Below are 22,088 nucleotides of genomic sequence, written 5' to 3'. Positions count from 1 at the left end.
ACGACATCCACCCCGGGAGAAAAGGTGAACCATGCATGAACTGATTCTCGGCGGTGCCCGCTCCGGCAAAAGCCGCCTGGCCGAGCGCCTGGCGGCCGAATCCGGCCTGGCGGTGACCTATATCGCCACCAGCCAGGCGCTGGATGGCGAGATGAATGAGCGCATTCAACATCACCGCGAACGCCGCCCAGCGCATTGGGGGCTGGTGGAAGAACCCTTGGCCCTGGCCCAGGTACTGCGTGAGCAGGCCGCAGCCGATAAGTGTCTGCTGGTCGATTGTCTGACCCTGTGGCTGACCAATCTGTTAATGCTGGATGACCCGGCGCGGCTGAGTGCCGAGCGCGATGCGCTGCTGGACTCTGTGAGCGGCCTGCCGGGGCGAGTTCTGCTGGTCAGCAATGAAACCGGCCTGGGTGTGGTGCCGCTGGGTGAGTTGACCCGGCGTTATGTCGACGAGGCGGGCTGGCTGCATCAGGCCCTGGCCGAGCGCTGTGAGCGCGTGGTGTTTACCGTGGCGGGTTTGCCGATGGTTCTCAAGGGGGATGCGCTATGAGTGAGCAATGGTGGCAACAGGGCTGTCTGGCGCTGGATATGCCCGCACGCAGCAAGGCCCAGGCGCGTCAGCTCGAACTGACCAAACCGGCCGGCTCCCTCGGCCAGCTGGAGCAGTTGGCCATCGACCTGGCGGCCATGCAGGGCAGTCAACGGCCGCAGGTCGAGCAGCTGTGGATCAGCATCTTTGCCGGCGACCATGGCGTGGTTGCCGAAGGCGTATCGGCGTTCCCCCAGGCGGTTACCGGGCAGATGTTGCGCAACTTCGTCGGCGGCGGCGCGGCGATCAGCGTGTTGGCCAGACAGCTGGGCGCGACGCTTGAAGTCATCGACCTGGGTACCGCGCTGCCGTTGGAGCCGCTACGCGGCGTGCGTCATCTGCATATCGGCGCGGGCACGGCGAACTTCGCCCAGGGCCCGGCGATGACCGCCGCGCAGTTGCTGCTGGCCCTGGAGGCTGGCCAGGCCAGCGTGCAGCGCGCCCGTGAAGCCGGCAGCCAGCTGTTTATCGGCGGCGAGATGGGCATCGGCAACACCACCGCCGCCACGGCCATGGCCTGCCTGCTGCTGGAGTGTCCGGCGCAGGAACTGGTCGGCCCTGGCACCGGTCTGGACCGCGCGGGTGTGGCCCATAAGGCCGAGGTGATCGAGGCTGCCCTGGAGCTGCACCGTCCGGCGATCAGCGAACCCATCGACATTCTGCAACGCCTCGGCGGTTTCGAGATTGCCGCGCTGAGTGGTGCCTATCTGGCTTGCGCCCAGCAGGGCGTCACCGCCCTGGTGGATGGTTATATCTGCAGCGTTGCCGCCTTGCTGGCAGTACAGCTGAATCCGGATTGCCGCGAGTGGCTGCTGTTTGCCCACAGCGGTGCCGAGCCCGGTCATCAGCGGGTGCTCAAGGCGCTGCAGGCCGAACCGCTGCTCGACCTGGGCCTGCGCCTGGGCGAGGGCAGTGGGGCGGCCCTGGCCGTGCCGCTGCTGCAACTGGCCTGCAGCCTGCACAATGACATGGCCACCTTTGCCGAGGCGGCGGTAGCCGAACGCCCTGCATGACGGTCTATCTGGAACTGCTGCGCCACGGTGAAACCGAGCTGGGCGGCGGCCTGCGCGGCAGCCTGGATGATGCCCTGACTGAAACCGGCTGGGCGCAGCTGCGCGCCGCGGTAGCCGAGGCCGGCCCCTGGGATCGGCTGATCAGCTCACCCTTGCAGCGCTGTGCTCGCTTTGCCGAAGAGCTGGCGGCGCAACACGGCGTGCCGCTCAGCCTGGAGCCGGACCTGCAGGAGCTGCATTTCGGCGTGTGGGAAGGCTGCAATACGGCCGAGCTGATGCAGACCAGTGCCGCAGAGCTCGGCCGTTTCTGGAGCGATCCCTATGGCTTCACTCCGCCCGAAGGCGAACCGCTGCTGGCCTTCGAGGCGCGGATATTGGGCGCATTACAGCGTTTGCAGGCGCGCCATAGCGGCCAGCGCTTGCTGCTGGTGACCCATGGCGGAGTGATCCGCCTGTTGCTGGCCCGCGCCCGTGGCTTGCCGCGCAACGACCTGTTGCAGGTGGCGGTGGGCCATGCCGAGCGCTTTCAACTGTGCCTGGATCAACAGGGTGAACTCAGGGAGTTGGCATGACGGCCTGGTGGATTGCCCTGCAATTTCTCACCCGCCTGCCGGTGACCCTGGCCGGCATGCCGACCCCTGAGCAGGTCGGGCGCTCGCTGCTGTTCTATCCGCTGGTGGGCCTGGTGATCGGCCTGCTGCTGCTCGCCGCGCAGCAACTGTTGGGCGATAGCGCGGTGCTGCTGCAGGCGGCACTGCTGCTGACCTTGTGGGTGGGCATCAGTGGCGGCCTGCATCTGGATGGTCTGGCCGACAGCGCCGATGCCTGGGTCGGCGGCTTTGGCGATAAAGAGCGCACCCTGGCCATCATGAAAGACCCGCGCAGTGGGCCGATTGCGGTGGTGATGCTGGTGCTGCTGCTATTGCTCAAGTTCGCCGCCCTGGTAGCTCTGCTGGAAAACGACTCGGGGTTATTGCTGGTAGTGGTGCCCTGGCTGGCCCGCTGTCTGCCGCCGCTGCTGTTTATCACCACCCCCTATGTGCGTGCCGGCGGTCTGGGCCAGGCTCTGGCCGAACATCTGCCGCGCCGGCAGCTGCCCTGGGTGCTGGCCGCCAACGTTGGGCTCATACTGCTGTTCGGCTGGCCGGGTTTGCTTGCCGTGCTGGTGGCCGGCACTGTGTTTTTCTACTTGCGTGTCTTGATGCTTAAGCGCCTGGGCGGTACCACCGGCGATACCGCTGGGGCGTTGCTGGAAATAGCCGAATGCGCGGTGCTGGTGGCCCTGGCCTGTTAAGCATTGGGACGGCGAGGTTGTCTCCGAGTAGATTTTCTCGGCACGGCTCCCGGCTATCGCCTAGCGTGTAGGGACAACCCGGTGGAGCAGGGATGTTTATGGTGTGCAGGTCGTTTTACTCGCTGATGTTGGCGACATTGCTCTGGGGCTTTTCCGGTGCGGGTGTGGCGCAGACCGAGAAGTTGGTTTGGGGCATTGTGCCGATTCCCGGTGCCTTCAATGTGCGCGATGGCAAGGTGGTCGATGGCGTGCTGTTCGAGGCCATGCAGCTGCTGGCCGCGCGCCTGCCCGAGTTGCAGATGCACTACGAAGTATTGCCCATGACCCGCGTCGAACAGCGTATGGGCGAGAAGGGCGAGATGTGCAGCAGCGGCCAGTTGCAAAGCCCCGAGCGCGATCGTGTGGGCTACTTCGTACCCTATGTGGCGAGCACGCCCATCCATGTACTGGTGCGTCCGCAGACTCTGGATCAACTGCTGATCGAGGACGGCCAGGTCAGCCTGGACTGGTTGTTCGGCAATCCCTACCTGCGCGGTGCCCTGGCCAGGAGCCGGGTCTATCCTGCGCCGATTCGCGAGCGCCTGAGCAAGGCCCATGCCGAAGGGCGAATTTCCGAGCTGGGTGGCAGCCTGGCGGGGGAAAACCTGCTGCTTATGGTCAGCCATCACCGCCTGGATTATGTCTTCGATTACCCCGTCATCTACACCGAGGTGATGCGCCATTTCAGCCTGGATGATGCGCTGATCAGCGTGCCGCTGCGGGAGAACTCTGAGCTGGTGACTGTGGGTATCTATTGCGCACGCACGCCTTGGGGCGCAGAAATGGCCAGGCGTCTCGATCGGGCTGTGCGTGAAGTTTCCGCTGAGCCTGACAGCTCAATGGCGATCTTCCGGCGCTGGCTGCCGCCCGAGGTGTACGCCCATTACCACGAGCAATTACTGCAGTTCTTTGCTCGGCGCGCCAGTGCCGCGCCGCTGCTTTTTACCGGTCGCGATTAGTCGATAGTCGACTTGCTTGCATGCTCAAACCCGGGTGCAATCTGTAGTGCTGTATTGCCGGGCAGCTGTAGCTGTCACTTCATCGGGCGGGGGTATATACCTGCATCCGATTGTCGATTTTTCGCTAAGCGGGTCGCTACCCGTTGAGGACCACGTATGACTTCACTATGGCGCACCAGCGGCTGGATATTGCTGGGCGCATCCCTGGTCTTGGCGTTGTCGCTGGGTATTCGTCACGGCTTTGGCCTGTTTCTGCCGCCCATGAGCGCCGAGTTCGGCTGGGGGCGCGAAGTGTTCGCCTTTGCCATCGCCCTGCAGAACCTGATCTGGGGGCTGACCCAGCCCTTTACCGGGGCCCTGGCCGACCGTTTTGGTGCCCGCCGCACGGTGATAGTCGGCGGTGTGCTGTATGCCATCGGCTTGGGCTGCATGGGCCTGGCCGATTCGCCGCTGAGCCTCTCCCTGAGCGCGGGACTGTTGATCGGTATCGGCCTGTCCTGCACCTCGTTTTCGGTGATTCTCGGTGCGGTGGGCCGCGCCGTGCCGATGGAAAAACGCAGCATGGCCATGGGCATCGCCGCCGCGGCCGGCTCTTTCGGCCAGTTCGCCATGCTGCCCGGGACCCTGGGCCTGATCGGCTGGCTCGGCTGGTCGGCGGCGCTGCTCGCCCTGGGCCTGCTGGTGGCCCTGATCGTGCCGCTGGCGGCGCTGCTCAAGGACAATCCGCTGCCGCTGCTCGGACACGAACAGACCCTGGGCGAGGCGCTGCGCGAAGCCTGCAGCCACTCCGGCTTCTGGTTGCTGGCCCTGGGCTTTTTCGTCTGTGGCTTCCAGGTGGTGTTTATCGGCGTACACCTGCCGGCGTTTCTGGTCGATCAGCACCTACCGGCGCTGGTCGGCACCACGGTGCTGGCGCTGGTCGGCCTGTTCAATATCTTCGGCACCTATATCGCCGGCTGGCTCGGCGGGCGCATGTCCAAGCCGCGCCTGCTCAGCGCCCTGTACCTGGCGCGGGCGCTGGTGATCAGCGCCTTTGTCGTGGCTCCTCTGACGGTGTGGAGTGCCTATGCCTTCGGCATCGCCATGGGGCTGCTGTGGCTGTCCACCGTGCCGCTGACCAATGGCACGGTGGCGACGATGTTCGGGGTGCGCAACCTGTCGATGCTCGGCGGCATCGTGTTCCTGTTCCACCAGTTGGGGGCCTTTCTCGGCGGCTGGCTGGGCGGTTACCTGTTTGACCGCACCGGTAGCTATGACCTGGTCTGGCAGATCGCCATTGTCCTCAGCCTGCTGGCGGCGGCGCTGAACTGGCCGGTGCGCGAGCAACCGGTGGCGCGTTTGCGCAATCAGGCGGTGGCGGCATGATGCACAAACATTACCTGAGCGCTCTGGCGGCGCTGGCCAGCATGCTGGCCCTGGGGTTGTTGTGGTGGGCCTGGCGGCAGAGTGGGCTGGCCTTTTTGCAGCTGGGCATGGGCGTGTGCTGAGTCGGCAGTCCATAGAATTTTGTTACCAGGCGAAAATTGCCGCCTGCCTGTTCGGCGAGTAGCCTCAACCTCTTCAACTCCAGAGGCCTCTGTCATGCTGCGTTCCCTTGTTCTGATCTCCATGCTCCTGGCCTTGTCCGCGCCGACTCTGGCGGCCGACTGTCCGGCGCTGCTGCAGGGCGAACTGCCGAAGCTGCGCAGCCAGGAGCGGATCGATCTCTGCAGCCAGTTTTCCGGCAAGCCGCTGCTGGTGGTCAATACCGCCAGCTTCTGCGGCTTTACCCCGCAGTTCAAAGGACTGGAAGCGCTGTACCAACGCTACAAGGGGCAGGGCCTGGAGGTGTTGGGCGTACCTTCGGACGACTTCCGCCAGGAAGCCGACAGCAGTGAAGAGACCGCCAAGGTCTGCTACGTCAATTACGGTGTGACCTTCAGCATGACTGACACCCAGCCGGTAAGTGGCGAGCAGGCCATCCCGTTGTTCAAGGAGCTGGCCGCGCAGAGCCAGGCTCCGCGCTGGAACTTCAGCAAGTATGTGGTGGATGCCCAGGGTAGGGTGATCGCCAGTTTCTCCAGCAGCACCCTGCCGGACGATCCCAAGCTGATTGCCGCGCTCGAGCAGGCCATCGCTTCGCAACCCTGACTCACCCATCTGGGCGATGGTTGGACCCTGCACACCTCCTTAGAGTGTTGTTACGCCGGACGCAGTTACCCGGCGTGCCCACAATAAAAACAAGGAGGCACCCATGCGTCGCGTTATTTCAACTGCTCTCGCTGCCTGCGCCCTGCTCGGCGCGGTCGAAGCCCAGGCCGGCTACACCCAGACCAAATACCCCATCGTGCTGGTGCACGGGGTGACCGGTTTCGACACCATCGGCGGCCTGATCAACTATTTCCATACCATTCCCTGGAACCTCGAGCGCGATGGGGCCAAGGTCTATGTCGCCAGCGTTTCGGCGTTGAACGACAGCGAGCAGCGCGGTGCCGCGCTGGCCCAGCAGATCGTGCCCTGGGCCGGTGCCAACGGCGGCAAGGTCAACCTGATCGGCCATAGTCAGGGCTCGCCAACCTCCCGCGTCGCCGCCTCCCTGCGGCCGGATCTGGTGGCCTCGGTGACCTCGATCAACGGCGTCAACAAGGGCTCCAAGGTAGCCGACGTATTGCGCGGCGTGATTCCGCCCAACAGCGCCATCGAAGGCGGTGCCAATGCCCTGGCCAACGCCCTGGGCGCAGTGATCAATCTGCTGTCCGGCAGCAGCAACCCGCAGAGCGGCATCGACGCCCTGAAGACCCTGACCACCGCCGGCACCGCCGCGCTCAACAGCCGCCACCCCTGGGGCGTGAACACCAGCAGCTACTGCGCCAAGTCCACCGAAGTGCATAACGTGCGCGGGCACAACATCCGCTACTTCTCCTGGACCGGTAACACCTCCTACACCAACATCTTCGATGCGGTCGATCCGTTCCTGGCCATCACCGGCCTGGCGTTCGGCAGCGAGAAGAATGACGGCCTGGTCGGCGTCTGCTCCACCTACCTGGGCCAGGTGCTGGGCGACAGTTACAACATGAACCACGTCGATGCGATCAACCACCTGTTCGGCATCCGCGGCTGGACCGAGCCCGTCTCGTTGTATCGCCAGCATGCCAACCGTTTGAAGAACAAAGGCGTCTGACCGGTTGTTGCGGGCCGCAGCATGCGGCCCGCCCTAGGAGGTGCCATGCCCTTTCCCTCGCGTCATGTTTTTCTTTTGCTGGTCGCCGCACTGTGCGTCGGCGGCCTGACCCTCTACTGGCAATGGCCAGAGCCTGCTCCCGTAGCCCGGTTTACCGCGCCCCAGCCCACCCCCGTAGCCAGTGTCGACAGCCTGCCAAGTCCCTTGCTGGCGTCTGCCGCGCCGGCTGCTGCGCTTGCGCCCGCCGCCGCGCAACTGCCCGGGTTGCAGGGCACCGAAGTGGATGGCGAGCTGGGCAGCGACAGTGCCGGCAATCTGCGCCTGAACCTCGGGGTGCGCGACTATTTCGATTACTTCCTTAGCGCCGCCGACAGCGCCGGGCTGGATGCGGCCGTCGAAGCCATGCTGGCCGATGCCAGCCAGCGTTTGGCGGAGCCGGCCCTGGGTCAGTTTATCGGCCTGCTGGGCGACTATATGGATTACAAACGCGCCAGTCTGGCGCTGCTCGAACAGCCGCTGAGCGCTGCCCAGCAGGCGCAACCGCAGTCGCAGCTGGCTGCCCTGCAGCAGGCATTCGACAAGCTGGCCGAGCTGCGCCGTGGGCATTTTTCCACGGCTGCGGTGGAGGCCCTGTTCGGGGCCGAAGAAGCCTATGCCCGCTACACCCTGGAGAACCTGGCGCTGCTCGCCCGCGAGGATCTTGGCGAGGAGGGCAAGGCCCAGGCCCAGTTGCGCCTGCGCGAGCAGCTGCCGGCGGCCATGCGCGCCAGCGAGGAGCGCCACAGCCAGGCCCAGGCCCAACAGGCACGCAGCGAGCAGCTGTGGCAAGAGGGGGCGAGCGAGGAGCAGGTGCGCCAGTTCCTCGCCTTGACCTATGATCCACCCACGGTCGAGCGCTTGCTCACCGAGCAGCGCAACGAGCGGGCCTGGCAACAACGCTATGGTCAGTACCAAGAGGAGTTGGCCAGCCTGCAGGGCAATGGCCTGAGCCCTGCGGATCGGCAGCGCGAGCAGCAGCGTTTGCGCCAGCGATTATTCAGCGCCGAAGACCAGCACCGGGTGGAAACCTATGACGCCATTGCCGTCAAACAGCAGGACAGCGAAACCTCGGGGTTGTAAGTCTGGGGCGAACCCCGGAGCCCCATGGGCATGACCCCGGAACAGGAAGAGCGCCTGCTGCTGGCACAGCAGCGCCGCGGCTACAGCCGTCTGTGCTTTGTGCCGGAGCTGGAAGAAGGCTTCGTTAGCCATAGGGTGCAGCGCATTCGCCGCCGCCTGTTGCTGATCGTCAGCACCGCGCTGATCTTCCAGCTGGTTTACTGTGTTCTCGATCTGCTTTTCATGCCCCTGGCCGTGGGCCTGATCAGCGTGCCGGTGCGGTTGCTGGCGATGCTCAGCGTGGTCTTTAGCTTCTTTTACTGTCGGCGTGCGCAGAGCGACCCGCACCTCAGCCTGCTGGCCTATGTCGCCGCCTACGGACTCAACGGGGCCAGTGTGGTGGTGGTCATCTATGTCTGCTGGGACATGGGCGTGGCCATACCTTACGACGGCCTGTTCCTGGTGCTGATGTTCGGTTATGTGCTGCTGGGGGTGTCGTTTCGGGCCGTCAGCGCCGCGGCCTGGGGCATCTGCGCGCTGTTTCTCGGTCTCGGCCTGCTGTTGACCGAGGCCGGTTCGGAGCTGGCCTACCAGGGTCTGTTCCTGATCTGCGCCAACCTGATCGGCAGTATCGGTGCCTACCTGCAGGAGCATGGTCAGCGCGGTGCCTGGCTCAATTTGCGCCTGCTCGACCTGGCCCGCCAGCGTGCCGAGGCCGACGATGCACGCAAGTTGCGCCTGCTCGCGGCCGCCAGCCACGACCTGCGCCAGCCGCTGAATGCCATGGGCTTGTATGCCCAGCACCTGATGGAGCAGAGCCAGGAGGCCGGCACGCAGCGCATCAGCAGCCGCCTGGCGACCTCGGTGGAGCAGCTCAGCCGCCTGCTGCAGTCCTTGTTCGATTACAGCCGCATGACCCTGCCCGGTGGCGTGCAGGTCAAGCTCGAGGTGGTCGCCCTGGCACCATTGCTGGCGCGCCTGAGCGAGGAGAGCCGGGCCGAGGCCGAAGCCCAGGGCGTCGCCCTGCAGCTGCAGTGCGAGGCGCTCTGGGTGCGCAGCGATCCGCTGCTGCTGGAGCGGGTGTTGCGCAACCTGCTGGCTAACGCCCTGCGTCACGCCCAGGCCGGCCAGGTCTGGCTGCGCGCACGGGCCGAACGGGACGTAGTGCTGCTCGAGGTGGGCGACGATGGCCGCGGCCTGAGCGCGGAACAGCAGGACCGGGTATTCGAGGAATTTCAGCAGCTGGATAATCCCGGGCGCAATGCCGAGCGCGGTTTGGGCCTGGGGCTGGCCATCGTCAAACAGCTGGCCGAGCTGCTCGAGCACCCGCTGCGCCTGCATTCCAGCCCCGGCCAGGGCGCGCGCTTCGTGCTGCAGCTGCCGCGCGCCGAGGCGGGCGAGCGGCAGGTCGCGCTGGCCGCGGTGGCAGCCCCGAGCGGGCGGATATTGCTGCTGGAGGACGACGGGGCTGGGCGCGAGGCGCTGGCCGGGCTATTGCGGCGCTGGGGTTGTGAGGTCTGGGCCTGCGCCGATCTCGAAGCCGCCCTGCTGTGCCTGGACGAGGCCCAGCCACAGCTATTGATCAGCGATTTCCGCCTGGCAGCTAAGGAGGATGGCCTGTCCGCCATCGAGCGCCTGCGCGAAGAGGCGGGGCTGATGTTGCCGGCGCTGCTGATTACCGCCGATATCAGCAGCCAGTTACAGGAGCGCTGCCTGCCGGCGCATATCACCCTGCTGGGTAAACCCTTGTTGCCGGCGCGCCTGCGCCAGGCCCTGGCAGTGCTGCTGCCGACGCGTCAGGCGGCTACAACCAACCACGCTGACGCGCCGCACTGACGCACGCGGTGCGGGTGTGCACGTCGAGTTCCTGGAACAGGGTCTTGAGGTGAGTCTTGACCGTGTCCTCGGCCACTCCCAGTTGCCGGCCGATCGACTTGTTCGGCAGGCCGTCGGCCAGTAATCGCAGAATTTCCATCTGCCGCGGCGTCAGCTGGGCCTTTTCGGCCCCGGCCGGAGCGGGCAGGGTTTCGCCCAGCAACACGCGGGTAACGGCCTGACGCAGCTCGTTACTGTTGGCGCTTTTCGGGATAAAACCCAGGGCTCCGGCGGCCAGTGCGGCCTGGGCATCCAGGTTGGAGTCGCTGGCGCTGAGAATCGCCACCGGGGTCATGCGGCCCTGTTGTTGCCAGCGTTGCAGCAGCTCCAGGCCGGGCATGTCAGGCAGGCGCAGGTCCAGCAGAATCAGGTCGAAGTCGGCGTGCTGCAGGCAGGTTTCGGCCGCGGCAGCGGTTTCGGCGGTATGGATCTGCAGGTCGGCGCAAAGAGGGGCGAGGGCCAGGCTGAGGCCATCGAGAAAGATCCTGTGGTCATCCACCAGCAGCAGGCAGAGCCGCTCCGGCAGGGCAGTACAGAGTGCAGTCATGGTCGTCTCACGCGGCATTTTTATAATTGTCATCGCTGCGCGAGTGTACCCCAAAGTCCGGGCCGAATTAGAAGCGATACGTCACTTGTGTGCCCAGACCATGGGCGGTGTTTTTGTAGGTTGAGCGGTAGTCGTCGCGCTCGATATCGGCATCGTCTTCCATCAGGTAGGAATAGGCCAGGTCGACGGTCATGTCCTCATTGGGGCTCCAGGCCGCGCCCAGGCTGAGGATCGTGCGGTCGCCGCTGGGGATGCGTGGCGAACGGTCGGCGTTGTTGGTCGGTGACTGGTCCACGGCCAGGCCGGCGCGCAGGGTCCATCGGCGGTTCAGTTTATAGGCCGCACCCACGGCGTGGGCCCAGGTGTCGTGCCAGTTCTGCGGCTCGCTGATGCTGGTCAGGGCACCTGCCAGCAAGCCCCCTACGCCTTTGTTGTCGGCGCGGATTTCTTCCAGGCGGCTCCAGCGGGTCCAGGTGCTGCCGGCGTACAGGGTCCAGTTGGCATTCAGGTCGTGGGTCACGGACACATCCACCGACTCCGGGGTGGTCAGCTCCAGCGAGGTGTCGTAGGTGCCGGCCGACGAACCGATGACGAAGCCAGGGCCGGACACCTTGGTGTCGCCTTTCAGGCGGTAATCCACCTTGGAGTGGTAGGTCAGGCCGAAACGGCTCTGCGGGCTGAGCTCAAACAGCACGCCGAGGTTGTATCCCAGCGCCGTGTCATCGCCCTTGATTTCGACCTTGCCGTCACCCGCGCCAGGAATCGGGTTGTTGACGGCCGAAGTCAGCTCGCCGTCGATACGGTTGATGGTCGGGCCGAAGCCGATCGACAGTTGCTCGTTGAAGCGATAGCTCAGGGTCGGCTGCAGGGTAACCACCCGCACTTCGCTGCGGTCGCCGTGGTAGCGGCCCTGGAAGTTGCGCTCGTAATCGGTCACCAGGCCAAACGGCACGTACAGGCCCAGGCCGAAGCTCCAGTTGTCGTCCAGCGGTTTGACGTAATAGCCCATGGGCGCGCCGATAAACGGCACCATGTCGCCGTCATTGCTGCCGCGGGCGGAGCCGCTGGCGTTGTCGATATCGGTTTTCGCGTGGATCAGGGCAATGCCGCCGCTGACTTGTTCGCGCTTGATGCGTGCCATCCCGGCCGGGTTGCCGAACACGGTGCTGGCGTCATCGGCCGAGGAGGAGCGGCCGGCGAAGGCGGTACCCATGCTGCTGACACTTTGTTCGTTGATGGCAAAGCCACTGGCAACGCCATGGCTGGCGGCAGAGGCAAGGGCAAGAGACAGGCAGGTCTTGACGACTTTTCTGGTCACGGAGGACTCCTAGGGTTGAGCGGGGGGCGGAAACTAGCAACCTTTCATGCCCCTTGCCAAGCCTTTGAGTTCCCGAGATAGAGCGATTATGCGTTTAAAATGCGGCTATTTTCTGCTAACTGCAGTTAAATTGTCGGACAATAACGGCCGCTGTCCAGGCGTCAGGCGACCTGGCTGATGCGACCGATATAGCGCTGCCAGGCGGCGATAAAGTCCCGCGGCCGGCCCTGGGGTCTGAATACCCGTTGCCAGATCTGGGCCATGCCGAGCAGATCGTCGGCGGCGGGCAGCTCGCAGGCGTCCGTCTCGATCAGCATCCAGGCAATGGCCGTGGCATAGCGCAGGTTGACGGTCAGTTCCAGGTGCGGGGCGGCGAGAAAGGCATGCTGGCTGGCCAGTCCCCTGATCTTGCTGGCCAGGTCCGGATCGCGGGCCAGATGCAGGTCCCAGAGCTGCTGGTGGCGCAGGGCAGCGATGCGGTAGAGGCCGTGGCCGTGCTTGTCATTGAGCCCCGCACCCAGCCCGGACTGGCTGGCGGCGGCTCCCAGGAGCAGGGCTTCGGCGGCGGCGGAATGGCGGCCCAGGTAGATCAAGGTGGGCCGAATAACGTACTGGCTGAACTCGCAGGCGGCAATTCCCATATAGCCCTCGCGACAGGTAGCCGATGGGGCCGGGGCGCTGGCAGCGTCTTAGTTGTTGTGAAAAGGCCCCACCGGAAGCGGGGTTAGCCGCTTGTGTTGAAGTCTAGTGCTACCTTTACGCTGTAAAGGGCTGTTTTTAAATTGTTTTCAGCTTTCGGTTATGACCGATATTCCAGTTGGTGCTTAGGCCCTGGCCGACCTGGTTTCAGTCGCCAATGGCCACCGGACGCGCAGGGTCGGTGATCCATTCGCTCCAGGAACCGGCATACAGCGGTGCCAGGGGATAGCCGGCCAGACACAGGGCGAACAGGTTATGGCAGGCGGTCACGCCCGAGCCGCAGTAGGCCACCAGGCCACTGGCCGGGCGCTCGCCCAGTTGCGCGGCAAAGCGCTGGCGCAGTTTCGCGCTGTCGAGGAAATAGCCATCGCTGTCCAGGTTGTCGGTAAACACTGCGCACTGGGCTCCAGGAATATGCCCGGCGACCGGATCGAGGGGTTCCACCTCGCCCTTGAACCGAGGCAGGGCGCGGGCGTCGAGCAGGGTCAGGCGCGGGTCGTGTAAGCCTTGCAGCAGCTGGTCCGCATCGATCAGTAAGTCGGCGTCGGGCTTGCCGGCAAAGTCGCCGGGCGCGGGTGTTGTCAGCGCCTGGCTCAGCTCGCCGCCGGCTTCGCGCCAGGCCTTGAGGCCACCATCGAGCAGGTAGACGCCTTCGCACTTGCCCAGCCAGGCCAGCAGCCACCAGGCGCGTGCGGCAAAGGCACCGGGGCCGTCGTCGTACAGCACCACCTCGCTGTCGTCGTTCAGGCCCCAGTCGCGCAGGCGCTGCTGCAGTTGATCGGCGTTCGGCAGCGGATGGCGGCCGGTTACGCCCTTATGGACGGGGCCGGAGAGGTCGCGTTCCAGATCGGCGAACTGCGCGCCGGGGATATGGCCTTCGGCATAGCTGCGCTGGCCGTAGGCCGGGTCGTCGAGGGCAAAGCGGCAATCGAGAATCAGCAGGTCGGGTCGATGCAAGCGTTGCTGTAACTGCGCGGCGGTGATCAGTTGGGCGAGGGGCATGGCGTGCCTCCTTGGCGGTCGATTAAAGAAAGGAAGTCGGGTTGGCAGGCTGTTGTAAGTCGTCCCGCGTGCCCTGGCCCGTCTAGGTTTGCAATGCTTAGAGCATAATCGGCATTGGCTCGAAGTGGCCATGGGTTGGCACTCGATGCCGTGATCGATCTGCATCGATGGATGCCTGCGCTTGAGTTGGCAGCGCAATGGGGGATATTGATGACCCCAGACTGGCAGACGAGGTGACCGTGGATTCTCTATGGAAGGTGGTGGCGTATACCCTGTTGGCCGGCATGGCCATGCCGCTCGGCGCGGTTGTTGCCAGCGTCGAACGTATCCGTCCGCGCTGGCTGGAGAATGAGCTGCGTCACGGGGTGATCGCCTTCGGTGGCGGTGCGCTGTTGGCGGCCGTGGCGCTGGTGCTGGTGCCGCAAGCGATCGTGCGCTTCGAGCCGACGGCGGCCGCTCTGTGGTTCTGCGCTGGCGGCGTGGCCTTTATGGGCCTGGATATCCTTCTGGCGCGGAGCAAAACCGCCGCCAGCCAGATGGCCGCGATGTTGAGCGACTTTATCCCCGAGTCCCTGGCCTTGGGCGCGGCGTTCGCCCATGGCGGCACGGGCGCGATGTTGTTGGCGATTCTGATGGCGCTGCAGAACCTGCCGGAGGGCTTCAATGCCTACCGCGAGATGAATCAAACGAGCGGCTACAGCCGCCAACGTCTGCTCTCGCTGTTTGCCGCCGCCGCGTTGCTTGGGCCGGTTGCCGGCGTATCCGGTTATTTATGGTTGGATGATTCGCCGCAAGTGGTTGCCGCGGTGATGCTGTTCGCCGCTGGCGGCATTCTCTATTCGGTGTTTCAGGATATCGCCCCGCAGGCCAAGCTGAACAAGCATTGGGCACCGTCGCTCGGCGCGTTGCTGGGTTTCATGCTCGGTATCGTCGGCCATATGCTGACTGGGGGTTGAGCGGCACCTGCTGTATCGTTCGCCTCTTTGTCGTATTTCCTTCTCACGAGACCACCATGAAGCGCTTCGTATTGCTGGACACCGCCCCGATTCCCGATGGTTCGGGAGCGCTTTGCCTGTTCGAATATGGCGAGGATTTCGTGATCAAGATCGCCGGCGGCGATGGCGGTCAGCTGATGAACACCCGCATGCACGGTTCGGAAGATGCCCTGGCGGCGATTCCCTGCAAGAAAGTCGCCGGGCGGCCGGACTCGCGGGTATTGATCGGCGGTCTGGGCATGGGTTTCACCCTGGCCGCGGCGCTGCAGAACCTGGGCAAGACCGCCGAGGTGGAGGTCGCCGAGCTGGTGCCCGGAGTGGTCGAGTGGAACCGCGGCCCGTTGGGCGCGAAGGCCGGCAACCCGATTCTCGATCCGCGCACCCGGGTGATTCAGGACGATGTCGCCAACTGCCTGAAGAACGCCGACCAGCGCTACGACGCGATCATGCTGGATGTCGACAACGGCCCCGAGGGCCTGACCCAGAAACGCAACGGCTGGCTGTATTCGGCGCAAGGTTTGCAACGTTGCCACCAGGCGTTACGGGCAAAAGGCGTGCTGGCGGTATGGTCTGCCAGCGCCGATCGGCAATTCGCCGACAAGGTGCGCAAGGCCGGCTTCAAGGTCGAGGAAGTGCAGGTCTACGCCCACGGCAACAAGGGCACCCGGCACACCATCTGGATCGCCGAGAAGCTCAAGTAATCCGCCATGAACGATCCGTGGCAGAGGTTTCTCGATTGTTGCGAAGCGGTGCTGCGCGGCGACGCGCAGACGCTCGAACAGCTGCGCGCCCAGGGTTTTGCCTGCGAAGCGGGCGGTTGGACGTTCGGCCTGCCCGAACTGCATGGTTATCTGGAGGCGGGGCAGGGCATGGCTTACCGGCGCTGGCTCAAGCAGCTGTACGCCAGCGATATCAATACGCGCCTGCGTGAGCTGGGTGCGGAGATCGCCATTGTCGACAACCACGGCAAGGTCGACGCGAGCCGTTATGGTCTGCGGCGCTTGGCCGTTGTGCCCTGAGCCTCAAGGGTGGACAAGCTGTTGGCATGTCCACCCTACAAACACTACTCAGTTCACCCGCTGTCCGCGGGTAAAGAGCCAGGCGCTGATCAGGCCGAGGGCGGCCCAGAACAATGCGTTGACCAGTAGCGAGGTGACGATAAAGTGCTGGCTCAGGGCTGTCGGAACCAGGCTTTGATGCACCTCAGGCTGCGGCGCGCCGACCAGATAGGGCAGTGGCAGCAGGAGCAGGCCGAGGAGTCGCAGCCACCACTGCCCGGCAAACGCCAGCAAGGCCAAACCTGCGGCGGTGCTGGCGGCCGTGCCGACCCACCAGTACTGACGCAGCGTCAGGTCGGCCGCGGCGGTGCCCGGCAGTTCCGGCGGCAGGCCGATGGCCGGTGCCAGGCTGAAGATGGCAAAACCGGCCAGCCCCCATAACAGCCCCTGCCAGATACGACCCGGAGTGCGCAGGCTGTACAGCCCCGCCAGCATCAGGGCGAAGCCGACTGCCACCACCAGATTGCTCAGCCCGGTAAACAGGGTGCGCTGTGCGCCGTCCTGCGGTGCCCAGGCGTCGGCATCATGATGATCATGGGCTGTATTGGCGGCATGGCTGTGTGCGGCCACCGGCGCGGCGCTTTCATAGGTTTCCGCCTCGAGAATCAACGGCGTGACCCACAGGCTCTGCATCAGGGTCAGTAATAGCGCGGCCAGCAGCCCCGCAAAACCTGCGGTCTGGGCGATTCGTTTAAGCATGTCGAAAAGCCTCAGTGGCAGGGGAAGGCGGCGCTGTGGCGGGCGTCGTGGGCGGCGTTATGCAGCACTTCCATGGGCGCGAAGCCAGCGCAGAAGATCAGCGCGGCACCGAGCAGGCAACTGCCGAGGGCGAGAGTCAGGCGTTGGGACAGGGGCAGGGCGAGCGCGGGGCTGGCGGACAGCGTGCGGGTGGACATATATGAACCTTCCTGGGAGTCGAAAAACGGCCATGCGAGGAAGGGAAGCAGCACAAAAGCGGGGCGAGCGCGGACAGCGGAACCAACCCGATTTCGGCGCGCCCCGCCCACCGCAGGTTGCCAAACAGGTTTCAGGCCGGTCTCCGGGCTTGCGACTACTGTCGGTCGACAGTCAGCGGGTCGGCCTTCCCATGCCTGAGGCACAGTGGCGAAATCGACCCAAGTACGCTTACCGTTGCGGGGGCAGCGCCGGACTCGTTCGACCTTGCGGATCGAACCCACCGGCTTCCCGTTTCACCTCGCACACGCTGGCGCGAGACACCTGAAACAGGCCGCAAGCTGACCATGAAGCGCTAGCTCCGTCAACCGCAGCGAATTGCCGGGAGGGGTCGACTGCGCTACCCTGCCGGCCAACGAACAGGTGCCCCGTGCGCAATCGCGCCACGGGCTGAAACGGGAAGTCCGGTGACCTCTGAGGTAATTCCTCGAGCATTCCGGCGCAGCCCCCGCTGCTGTAAACCTGACGAAGCCGCCACACGCCACTGGGCCACCGCCCGGGAAGGCGCGGACTTCGAATGAAGGTGAGCCAGAAGACCGGCCTGATCGAAACAAGGTGCGTACCCCGGGGTGTGGGTGGTTGCCGGTGCTGTTGCACGCCCGCGTTTCGGGCGGTTTCCCTCAGTAGTCGTCATCAAGGGTTCGATGCCTGTGCGTCGCGCCTGCTCCCGTGGTTGCACTAAAGCGTCGCGCTTGCGCGAGGAATTTGCCATGGCCGTGTTCGGCTCGGGCGGGAGTGTGACTCATGATCGATGATGAGAAAAAACAGCGCCATGCCGAGCGCATGCAACGCAAGAAAGCTGTGGTCGATGCGGGTATCGAAAGGGCCCAGGAAGAGCGCGGCATAGTCGTGCTGATTACCGGCAACGGCAAGGGCAAGACCACCTCGGCCTTCGGCACCCTGTACCGCGCCCTGGGCTACGGCCATCAGGTCGGCGTGGTGCAATTTATCAAGGGCACCCAGGCCTCCGGCGAGGTCACCTACCTGCGCCAGAATGCCGTGCAAGTCGCTTATCACGCGATGGCCACCGGTTTTACCTGGGACACGCAGAATTGGGACGCCGACAAGGCTGCCGCGGACGAGGCCTGGGTGCACGCCGCACGCATGCTCGCCGACCCCAGCCTGAACCTGGTGCTGCTCGACGAGCTGACCTACATGCTCAAGTACAACTACCTGGATGCGGCCATGGTGATCGAGGCGATTCGCGCCCGCCCGGCCGGCCAGAGCGTGATCGTCACTGGCCGCGCGGCCAAGCCCGAACTGATCGAACTGGCCGATACGGTCAGCGAGATCCGCGACGTCAAGCACGCCTACAACGCCGGCGTCAAAGCCCAGGCTGGTATCGACTTCTGATGCGCCGCGCCTGCGCTCTGCTGCTGTCGATGCTGTGCGCCCCACTGGCCGGGGCCGCGGCGTTGCCGACCCTGGTCTCGACCAATCTCTGCGCCGATATGCTGGCGTTGAGCCTCGCCGCGCCCGCGCAGCTGCTTTCGGTGTCGCGCAAGAGCCAGGACCCGCGGGTTTCCTCGATGGCCGAACGGGCCCGGGAATTCCCGGCGAACGACGCCACGGCGGAAGAGATCATCGCCTTGCACCCGGATATCGTCCTCGCCTCGCGGCGCTGGCAGACGCATAACCAGACCGCGCTGTTGAGCCGCCATGGCATCAGAACGGTGGTGGTGCCTTACCCGACTACCTGGCCGCAGATATTCGACAGCACCACCTGGGTCGCCGGGCAGATCGGCCGCGAGGCCGCGGGCAGCGCACTGGTCGCCGATGTGCAGGCGCGTCTGGCACGTTTGCAGCAGCGCCCGCGGTCGCTCAGCGCCCTCTATTTGCGCGCCAACGGCGGCAGCGCCGGGGCCAACACCTATGTTGATACGGTGTTCCAGGCTGTGGGCCTGCGCAATCACCTGGCCAGTCTCGGCCGCTCCGGCTGGAGCCGTTACGCCCTCGAAGACCTGGTCGACAGCCCGCCGGACGTGTTCGTCAGCGCCGACATGCTGATCGACAACGGTTACGCCAAATCCGCCTACTCGCGCCATCAGCGCCTGCAGCAACTGATGGCCACGCGCCCGGTGCTGAGCATCAGCGGTAACCGCTGGGGCTGCAGCGACTGGCAGTTGATCCATGCCGCCGAACAACTGGCCGCGCAGCTGGATGCCCTGAGCTTGATCAGTGGGGGGCGACCGTGAGTCGGATCGCCCCGAGTCTGCTCAATCTGCTGCTGATGCTGGCCTTGCTGACGCTGTTGCTGTTGTCGCTAAGCATTGGCTCGGTGCCGCTGGCCATCGGCGATATCGGCCGCGCCCTGCTGTCCTCGGCGGCGGCCGGCGCGGACCTGGCCGATGTGCGGGTGCAGCAGCAGGTCATCGTCAATGAAATCCGCCTGCCACGAGTGCTGCTGGCGATCCTCGTCGGCATGTCCCTCGGAGCGGCCGGCGCGGCGCTGCAAGGCTTGTTGCGCAATCCGCTGGCCGAACCTGGGCTGCTCGGGGTCAGTTCCAGCGCCAGCCTGGGCGCGGTGCTCTGCCTGTATTACGGCCTGAGCAGCCTGAGCGCCTGGCTGGTGCCGCTGTCGGCGATGGGCTGCGCGGCGCTGACCACCCTGGTGCTCTATGCGATTGCCCGGCGCAGCGCGAGCAACCTGACCCTGATTCTTTCTGGCGTCGCCCTGTCGTCGCTGACCGCGGCGTTGACCTCGCTGGCGATCAACCTCGCGCCCAATCCCACCGATGTGCAGGACATCGTGCTGTGGCTGATGGGCTCGCTGAGCGACCGCAGCTTCGCCGATATCCGCCTGTGCCTGCCGTTTATCGCCGCCGGCCTGTTGCTGCTGTTCGCCTGCGGCCCGCAACTCGATGCGCTGACCCTCGGCGAAGACGAAGCCAGCAGCCTGGGCGTCAACCTGCCGCGGCTGCGCGTGCAGATCATCGTCGGTACCGCGCTGTGCGTCGGTGCCAGCGTGGCGGTGACCGGTGCCATCGGCTTTATCGGCCTGGTGGTGCCGCACCTGCTGCGCAAATGGGTCGCCTACCATCCCTCGCGCCTGCTGCTGAGCAGCGCCCTCGGCGGCGCGGTGTTGCTGCTGGCGGCGGACATTCTGCTGCGCCTGGTCAGCGGCGAGCAGGAGCTGATGCTCGGGGTGGTCACGGCGATGATAGGCGCGCCGTTCTTTCTCCTGCTGGTGCTGCGTCAACGGCTGGGGGCGGCATGCTGAGCCTTGAGCAGGTCAGTGTCGAGATCGACGGCCGGCGTCTGGTCGATCGGGTGTCGCTAAGCCTGCGCGGCGGCGAACTGCTCGGCCTGATCGGGCCCAACGGTGCCGGCAAGAGCAGCCTGCTCAAGGCCCTGGCCCATCTGCTGCCCTACCAGGGCGAAGTCCGCCTGGACGGCGAACTGCTGAGCAGCCTGTCGCCGCGCCAGCGCGCCCTGCGCTGCGCTTATCTGGGTCAGGGCGATCAGAGCAGTTGGCCGCTGCGCCTGCGCGACTATGTCGCCCTCGGCCGCCTGCCGCACCGGGGTAACTGGGGTCTGGGACAACGCCTGCGCGACGAAGACCAAACCGCCATCGATCAAGCCTTGGCGCAGATGCGTCTGGGCGAACTGGCGCAGCGGCGTTTCGATCAGTTGTCCGGCGGCGAACGCGCCCGCGCGCGCCTGGCCCGCGCCCTGGCGGTCGGCAGCCGGTTGCTGCTGGCGGACGAGCCGGTGGCGGCCCTCGATCCCTTCCACCAATTGAATGTGATGGAGCTGCTGCGCCAGCAATGCGCCCAGGGCAAGGCCGCCTTGGTAGTGCTGCACGACCTGACCCTGGCCAGCCGTTTCTGCGACCGCATCCTGCTGCTCGATCAGGGCCGGGTGATCGACTGCGGCACCACGCGCCAGGTGCTGACGCCGAAGAACCTGCAGCAGGTCTATCAGGTCCAGGCGATGCTCGGCGAGCATCAGGAGCAGCGCTTCGTCCTGCCCTGGTCCTGCCGCCCGCAACCCCCACAATCTCAGGAACAGTTATGACCACCACGCTGCTGCTTTGCGAAACCTGCGGCTCCGACGCCACCGCGCCCAGCGCCGCGCGCCAGGGTGAGCTGTTCGCCGCCGAGGTCGAGGGGCTGTTGCAGGAGCAGCTCGCCGCCGGCGCGCCGCCGCTCTTGATCAAACGCACGCGCTGCCTGATGGCCTGCCAACGGCATTGCACCGCACTGCTGCAAGCCCCCGGCAAGATCGCCTATGTGCTCGGCGATTTTGTCGCCGAGCGCGAAGCGGCCGAGGCGCTGCTCGACTACAGCCGCAAATACCAGCAGTCCGAGAGCGGCCAGGTGCCATTCCGCACCTGGCCGGCCGGCATCAAAGGCAAATTTATTGCGCGTATCCCCCCGCTTGAATAAGCGCGCAGACCCATAACCATCGGAGTATTTCCATGTCGGCCAAGATCCCCGTCACCATAGTCACCGGCTTTCTCGGCAGCGGTAAGACCACGCTGCTGCGGCACATTCTGCAGAACGCCAACGGCCGGCGCATCGCGGTGATCGTCAATGAATTCGGCGAGCTGGGTATCGACGGCGAGATCCTGCGTGGCTGCGGTATCGGCTGCGATGAGGACGGTCAGGAAGCCGCCGGCCAGCTTTACGAGCTGTCCAACGGCTGCCTGTGTTGCACCGTGCAGGAGGAGTTCTACCCGGTGATGCGCGAGCTGATCGAGCGCCGTGGCGAGCTCGACCATATCCTCATCGAAACCTCCGGCCTGGCACTGCCCAAACCGCTGGTGCAGGCCTTCAACTGGCCGGAAATCAAGAACGCCTGCACCGTCGATGCGGTGGTGACCCTGGTCGATGTGCCGGCCACCGCCGCCGGCCTGTTCGCCGCCAACCCGCAGGCGGTGGACGAGCAGCGCCGCGCCGACCCCAACCTGGATCACGAATCGCCGCTGCACGAACTGTTCGAGGACCAGTTGCTGGCCGCCGACCTGGTGGTGCTGAGCAAGACCGATCTGGTCGATGCCGCCGCCGTCGAGCGGGTTATCGCCCTGGTGCGTGAGGAGCTGCCGGCCCAGGTCAAGGTGCTCGCCAGCGACCGCGGCTGCCTCGATCTCGACCTGATTCTCGGCCTGTCCCACGCCTCGGAGGAGAGCATCCACCTGCGCGAAAGCCATCACGACCATGCTGACGACGAGGAGCATGAGCACGATCACGACCAGTTCGATTCGGTGGTGGTCAAGCTGCCTCTGGTCGACCGTGAACGCCTGCTGGCTTGCCTGCAGGCGCTGGTCGAGCAACACCGGATCTTCCGCATCAAGGGCTTCGTCGCCCTGGTGGACAAGCCCATGCGCCTGGTGGTGCATGGCGTCGGCCAGCGTTTCGACAGCTACTTCGACCGCCGCTGGCAGACCGGCGAAACGCCGAGCACCCACCTGGTGTTGATCGGCCAGGAGCTGGACGCCGAGCTGCTGACCCGCGCCCTGCAAACCGCCGTGATCGAGGCCTGA

At 65.3% G+C, this 22,088-nt stretch carries 26 protein-coding genes and 2 riboswitches; of the genes, 20 read left to right on the top strand and 6 right to left on the bottom strand.

Annotated features, from left to right (window positions below):
• Positions 1 to 31 precede the first annotated feature (31 nt).
• From cobU to WMW70_RS11210, 11 genes are all read left to right on the top strand, one after another.
• Positions 32 to 553, top strand: a complete 522-nt coding sequence (gene cobU, locus WMW70_RS11260) for a bifunctional adenosylcobinamide kinase/adenosylcobinamide-phosphate guanylyltransferase (protein WP_341437603.1) — start codon at positions 32 to 34, stop codon at positions 551 to 553.
• Positions 550 to 1,605, top strand: a complete 1,056-nt coding sequence (gene cobT, locus WMW70_RS11255; protein ID WP_341437602.1) for a nicotinate-nucleotide--dimethylbenzimidazole phosphoribosyltransferase — start codon at positions 550 to 552, stop codon at positions 1,603 to 1,605. The genes cobU and cobT overlap by 4 nt, the downstream gene beginning before the upstream one ends.
• Positions 1,602 to 2,177: an alpha-ribazole phosphatase family protein gene (gene cobC, locus WMW70_RS11250; protein WP_341437601.1), complete on the top strand. Its 576-nt coding sequence runs from the start codon at positions 1,602 to 1,604 to the stop codon at positions 2,175 to 2,177. The genes cobT and cobC overlap by 4 nt, the downstream gene beginning before the upstream one ends.
• On the top strand, positions 2,174 to 2,899 hold the full coding sequence (locus tag WMW70_RS11245; RefSeq protein WP_341437600.1) for an adenosylcobinamide-GDP ribazoletransferase: 726 nt from the start codon (positions 2,174 to 2,176) through the stop codon (positions 2,897 to 2,899). The genes cobC and WMW70_RS11245 overlap by 4 nt, the downstream gene beginning before the upstream one ends.
• A gap of 101 nt (positions 2,900 to 3,000) precedes the next feature.
• Positions 3,001 to 3,897 (top strand): hypothetical protein, encoded by an 897-nt coding sequence (locus WMW70_RS11240; protein WP_341437599.1) that lies wholly within the window; start codon positions 3,001 to 3,003, stop codon positions 3,895 to 3,897.
• 156 nt (positions 3,898 to 4,053) lie between these two features.
• A complete protein-coding gene (locus tag WMW70_RS11235) occupies positions 4,054 to 5,262 on the top strand; it encodes an MFS transporter (protein WP_341437598.1) in 1,209 nt (402 codons plus the stop codon).
• Positions 5,259 to 5,384, top strand: coding sequence for a hypothetical protein (locus WMW70_RS11230; protein WP_341438059.1), 126 nt, complete (start codon positions 5,259 to 5,261; stop codon positions 5,382 to 5,384). Before WMW70_RS11235 ends, WMW70_RS11230 begins: the two co-directional genes overlap by 4 nt.
• 94 nt (positions 5,385 to 5,478) lie before the next feature.
• Positions 5,479 to 6,027, top strand: coding sequence for a glutathione peroxidase (locus WMW70_RS11225; RefSeq protein ID WP_341437597.1), 549 nt, complete (start codon positions 5,479 to 5,481; stop codon positions 6,025 to 6,027).
• 103 nt (positions 6,028 to 6,130) lie between these two features.
• Positions 6,131 to 7,057, top strand: coding sequence for an esterase/lipase family protein (locus WMW70_RS11220; RefSeq protein WP_341437595.1), 927 nt, complete (start codon positions 6,131 to 6,133; stop codon positions 7,055 to 7,057).
• 45 nt (positions 7,058 to 7,102) lie between these two features.
• Complete coding sequence (locus WMW70_RS11215) at positions 7,103 to 8,176, top strand: lipase secretion chaperone (protein WP_341437594.1); 1,074 nt, start codon at positions 7,103 to 7,105, stop codon at positions 8,174 to 8,176.
• A 30-nt stretch (positions 8,177 to 8,206) separates the two neighbouring features.
• On the top strand, positions 8,207 to 9,991 hold the full coding sequence (locus WMW70_RS11210; RefSeq protein WP_341437593.1) for a hybrid sensor histidine kinase/response regulator: 1,785 nt from the start codon (positions 8,207 to 8,209) through the stop codon (positions 9,989 to 9,991).
• Here WMW70_RS11210 and WMW70_RS11205 read toward each other — a convergent pair.
• From WMW70_RS11205 to WMW70_RS11190, 4 genes are all read right to left on the bottom strand, one after another.
• On the bottom strand, positions 9,960 to 10,577 hold the full coding sequence (locus tag WMW70_RS11205) for a response regulator transcription factor (RefSeq protein WP_325509055.1): 618 nt from the start codon (positions 10,575 to 10,577) through the stop codon (positions 9,960 to 9,962). The genes WMW70_RS11210 and WMW70_RS11205 overlap by 32 nt on opposite strands.
• Before the next feature lie 67 nt (positions 10,578 to 10,644).
• Positions 10,645 to 11,895 carry an OmpP1/FadL family transporter gene (locus WMW70_RS11200; protein WP_341437592.1) on the bottom strand — a complete coding sequence of 417 codons (1,251 nt, stop codon included), beginning with the start codon at positions 11,893 to 11,895 and terminating at the stop codon, positions 10,645 to 10,647.
• Positions 11,896 to 12,056: 161 nt separating this feature from the next.
• On the bottom strand, positions 12,057 to 12,536 hold the full coding sequence (locus WMW70_RS11195; protein ID WP_341437591.1) for a hypothetical protein: 480 nt from the start codon (positions 12,534 to 12,536) through the stop codon (positions 12,057 to 12,059).
• Positions 12,537 to 12,741: 205 nt separating this feature from the next.
• Positions 12,742 to 13,596 carry a sulfurtransferase gene (locus WMW70_RS11190; protein WP_341437590.1) on the bottom strand — a complete coding sequence of 285 codons (855 nt, stop codon included), beginning with the start codon at positions 13,594 to 13,596 and terminating at the stop codon, positions 12,742 to 12,744.
• A 239-nt stretch (positions 13,597 to 13,835) separates the two neighbouring features.
• On the opposite strand from WMW70_RS11190, the gene WMW70_RS11185 reads away from it, so the two are divergent.
• Genes WMW70_RS11185 through WMW70_RS11175 form a run of 3 tightly spaced genes read left to right on the top strand, consistent with a single transcriptional unit; the run spans position 13,836 to position 15,610 of the window.
• Positions 13,836 to 14,552 carry a ZIP family metal transporter gene (locus WMW70_RS11185; protein WP_341437589.1) on the top strand — a complete coding sequence of 239 codons (717 nt, stop codon included), beginning with the start codon at positions 13,836 to 13,838 and terminating at the stop codon, positions 14,550 to 14,552.
• A gap of 56 nt (positions 14,553 to 14,608) precedes the next feature.
• The gene (locus WMW70_RS11180) at positions 14,609 to 15,292 is read left to right on the top strand and encodes a spermidine synthase (protein WP_341437588.1); all 684 of its coding nucleotides are present in this window, start codon (positions 14,609 to 14,611) and stop codon (positions 15,290 to 15,292) included.
• A gap of 6 nt (positions 15,293 to 15,298) precedes the next feature.
• Positions 15,299 to 15,610 (top strand): hypothetical protein, encoded by a 312-nt coding sequence (locus WMW70_RS11175; RefSeq protein ID WP_341437587.1) that lies wholly within the window; start codon positions 15,299 to 15,301, stop codon positions 15,608 to 15,610.
• 48 nt (positions 15,611 to 15,658) lie between these two features.
• Here WMW70_RS11175 and WMW70_RS11170 read toward each other — a convergent pair whose 3' ends face one another.
• Positions 15,659 to 16,348: a CbtA family protein gene (locus WMW70_RS11170; protein ID WP_341437586.1), complete on the bottom strand. Its 690-nt coding sequence runs from the start codon at positions 16,346 to 16,348 to the stop codon at positions 15,659 to 15,661.
• Positions 16,349 to 16,359: 11 nt separating this feature from the next.
• A complete protein-coding gene (locus WMW70_RS11165; protein WP_341437585.1) occupies positions 16,360 to 16,545 on the bottom strand; it encodes a CbtB domain-containing protein in 186 nt (61 codons plus the stop codon).
• A 117-nt stretch (positions 16,546 to 16,662) separates the two neighbouring features.
• A riboswitch (cobalamin riboswitch) is annotated at positions 16,663 to 16,886 on the bottom strand.
• A gap of 61 nt (positions 16,887 to 16,947) precedes the next feature.
• Positions 16,948 to 17,162, top strand: a riboswitch (cobalamin riboswitch).
• A 185-nt stretch (positions 17,163 to 17,347) separates the two neighbouring features.
• Here WMW70_RS11165 and cobO point away from each other — a divergent pair.
• Genes cobO through cobW form a run of 6 tightly spaced genes read left to right on the top strand, consistent with a single transcriptional unit; the run spans position 17,348 to position 22,088 of the window.
• Entirely contained in the window at positions 17,348 to 17,956 is a 609-nt protein-coding gene (gene cobO / locus WMW70_RS11160; protein WP_298110926.1) for a cob(I)yrinic acid a,c-diamide adenosyltransferase, read from the top strand.
• The gene (locus tag WMW70_RS11155) at positions 17,956 to 18,798 is read left to right on the top strand and encodes an ABC transporter substrate-binding protein (protein WP_341437584.1); all 843 of its coding nucleotides are present in this window, start codon (positions 17,956 to 17,958) and stop codon (positions 18,796 to 18,798) included. The genes cobO and WMW70_RS11155 overlap by 1 nt, the downstream gene beginning before the upstream one ends.
• Positions 18,795 to 19,823 carry a FecCD family ABC transporter permease gene (locus WMW70_RS11150; protein WP_341437583.1) on the top strand — a complete coding sequence of 343 codons (1,029 nt, stop codon included), beginning with the start codon at positions 18,795 to 18,797 and terminating at the stop codon, positions 19,821 to 19,823. The genes WMW70_RS11155 and WMW70_RS11150 overlap by 4 nt, the downstream gene beginning before the upstream one ends.
• On the top strand, positions 19,817 to 20,620 hold the full coding sequence (locus WMW70_RS11145; RefSeq protein WP_341437582.1) for an ABC transporter ATP-binding protein: 804 nt from the start codon (positions 19,817 to 19,819) through the stop codon (positions 20,618 to 20,620). Before WMW70_RS11150 ends, WMW70_RS11145 begins: the two co-directional genes overlap by 7 nt.
• Positions 20,617 to 20,991, top strand: a complete 375-nt coding sequence (locus WMW70_RS11140) for a DUF1636 domain-containing protein (RefSeq protein ID WP_341437581.1) — start codon at positions 20,617 to 20,619, stop codon at positions 20,989 to 20,991. The genes WMW70_RS11145 and WMW70_RS11140 overlap by 4 nt, the downstream gene beginning before the upstream one ends.
• A 32-nt stretch (positions 20,992 to 21,023) precedes the next feature.
• Positions 21,024 to 22,088, top strand: a complete 1,065-nt coding sequence (cobW, locus tag WMW70_RS11135; RefSeq protein WP_445942138.1) for a cobalamin biosynthesis protein CobW — start codon at positions 21,024 to 21,026, stop codon at positions 22,086 to 22,088.

The organism is Pseudomonas sp. XK-1, from assembly GCF_038069885.1.
In the GTDB taxonomy this organism is placed as follows: domain Bacteria; phylum Pseudomonadota; class Gammaproteobacteria; order Pseudomonadales; family Pseudomonadaceae; genus Aquipseudomonas.
The sequence above is the reverse complement of the archived record's forward strand: the minus strand, read 5'-3'. Positions and strand labels throughout refer to the sequence as shown.

Coding starts and splice junctions, on each gene's coding strand:
- cobU (WP_341437603.1), top strand. CDS start 32: ATGCATGAACTGATTCTCGGCGGTGCCCGCTCCGGCAAAAGCCGCCTG.
- cobT (WP_341437602.1), top strand. CDS start 550: ATGAGTGAGCAATGGTGGCAACAGGGCTGTCTGGCGCTGGATATGCCC.
- cobC (WP_341437601.1), top strand. CDS start 1,602: ATGACGGTCTATCTGGAACTGCTGCGCCACGGTGAAACCGAGCTGGGC.
- WMW70_RS11245 (WP_341437600.1), top strand. CDS start 2,174: ATGACGGCCTGGTGGATTGCCCTGCAATTTCTCACCCGCCTGCCGGTG.
- WMW70_RS11235 (WP_341437598.1), top strand. CDS start 4,054: ATGACTTCACTATGGCGCACCAGCGGCTGGATATTGCTGGGCGCATCC.
- WMW70_RS11230 (WP_341438059.1), top strand. CDS start 5,259: ATGATGCACAAACATTACCTGAGCGCTCTGGCGGCGCTGGCCAGCATG.
- WMW70_RS11225 (WP_341437597.1), top strand. CDS start 5,479: ATGCTGCGTTCCCTTGTTCTGATCTCCATGCTCCTGGCCTTGTCCGCG.
- WMW70_RS11220 (WP_341437595.1), top strand. CDS start 6,131: ATGCGTCGCGTTATTTCAACTGCTCTCGCTGCCTGCGCCCTGCTCGGC.
- WMW70_RS11215 (WP_341437594.1), top strand. CDS start 7,103: ATGCCCTTTCCCTCGCGTCATGTTTTTCTTTTGCTGGTCGCCGCACTG.
- WMW70_RS11210 (WP_341437593.1), top strand. CDS start 8,207: ATGACCCCGGAACAGGAAGAGCGCCTGCTGCTGGCACAGCAGCGCCGC.
- WMW70_RS11205 (WP_325509055.1), bottom strand. CDS start 10,577: ATGACTGCACTCTGTACTGCCCTGCCGGAGCGGCTCTGCCTGCTGCTG.
- WMW70_RS11195 (WP_341437591.1), bottom strand. CDS start 12,536: ATGGGAATTGCCGCCTGCGAGTTCAGCCAGTACGTTATTCGGCCCACC.
- WMW70_RS11190 (WP_341437590.1), bottom strand. CDS start 13,596: ATGCCCCTCGCCCAACTGATCACCGCCGCGCAGTTACAGCAACGCTTG.
- WMW70_RS11180 (WP_341437588.1), top strand. CDS start 14,609: ATGAAGCGCTTCGTATTGCTGGACACCGCCCCGATTCCCGATGGTTCG.
- WMW70_RS11175 (WP_341437587.1), top strand. CDS start 15,299: ATGAACGATCCGTGGCAGAGGTTTCTCGATTGTTGCGAAGCGGTGCTG.
- WMW70_RS11170 (WP_341437586.1), bottom strand. CDS start 16,348: ATGCTTAAACGAATCGCCCAGACCGCAGGTTTTGCGGGGCTGCTGGCC.
- WMW70_RS11165 (WP_341437585.1), bottom strand. CDS start 16,545: ATGTCCACCCGCACGCTGTCCGCCAGCCCCGCGCTCGCCCTGCCCCTG.
- cobO (WP_298110926.1), top strand. CDS start 17,348: ATGATCGATGATGAGAAAAAACAGCGCCATGCCGAGCGCATGCAACGC.
- WMW70_RS11155 (WP_341437584.1), top strand. CDS start 17,956: ATGCGCCGCGCCTGCGCTCTGCTGCTGTCGATGCTGTGCGCCCCACTG.
- WMW70_RS11145 (WP_341437582.1), top strand. CDS start 19,817: ATGCTGAGCCTTGAGCAGGTCAGTGTCGAGATCGACGGCCGGCGTCTG.
- WMW70_RS11140 (WP_341437581.1), top strand. CDS start 20,617: ATGACCACCACGCTGCTGCTTTGCGAAACCTGCGGCTCCGACGCCACC.
- cobW (WP_445942138.1), top strand. CDS start 21,024: ATGTCGGCCAAGATCCCCGTCACCATAGTCACCGGCTTTCTCGGCAGC.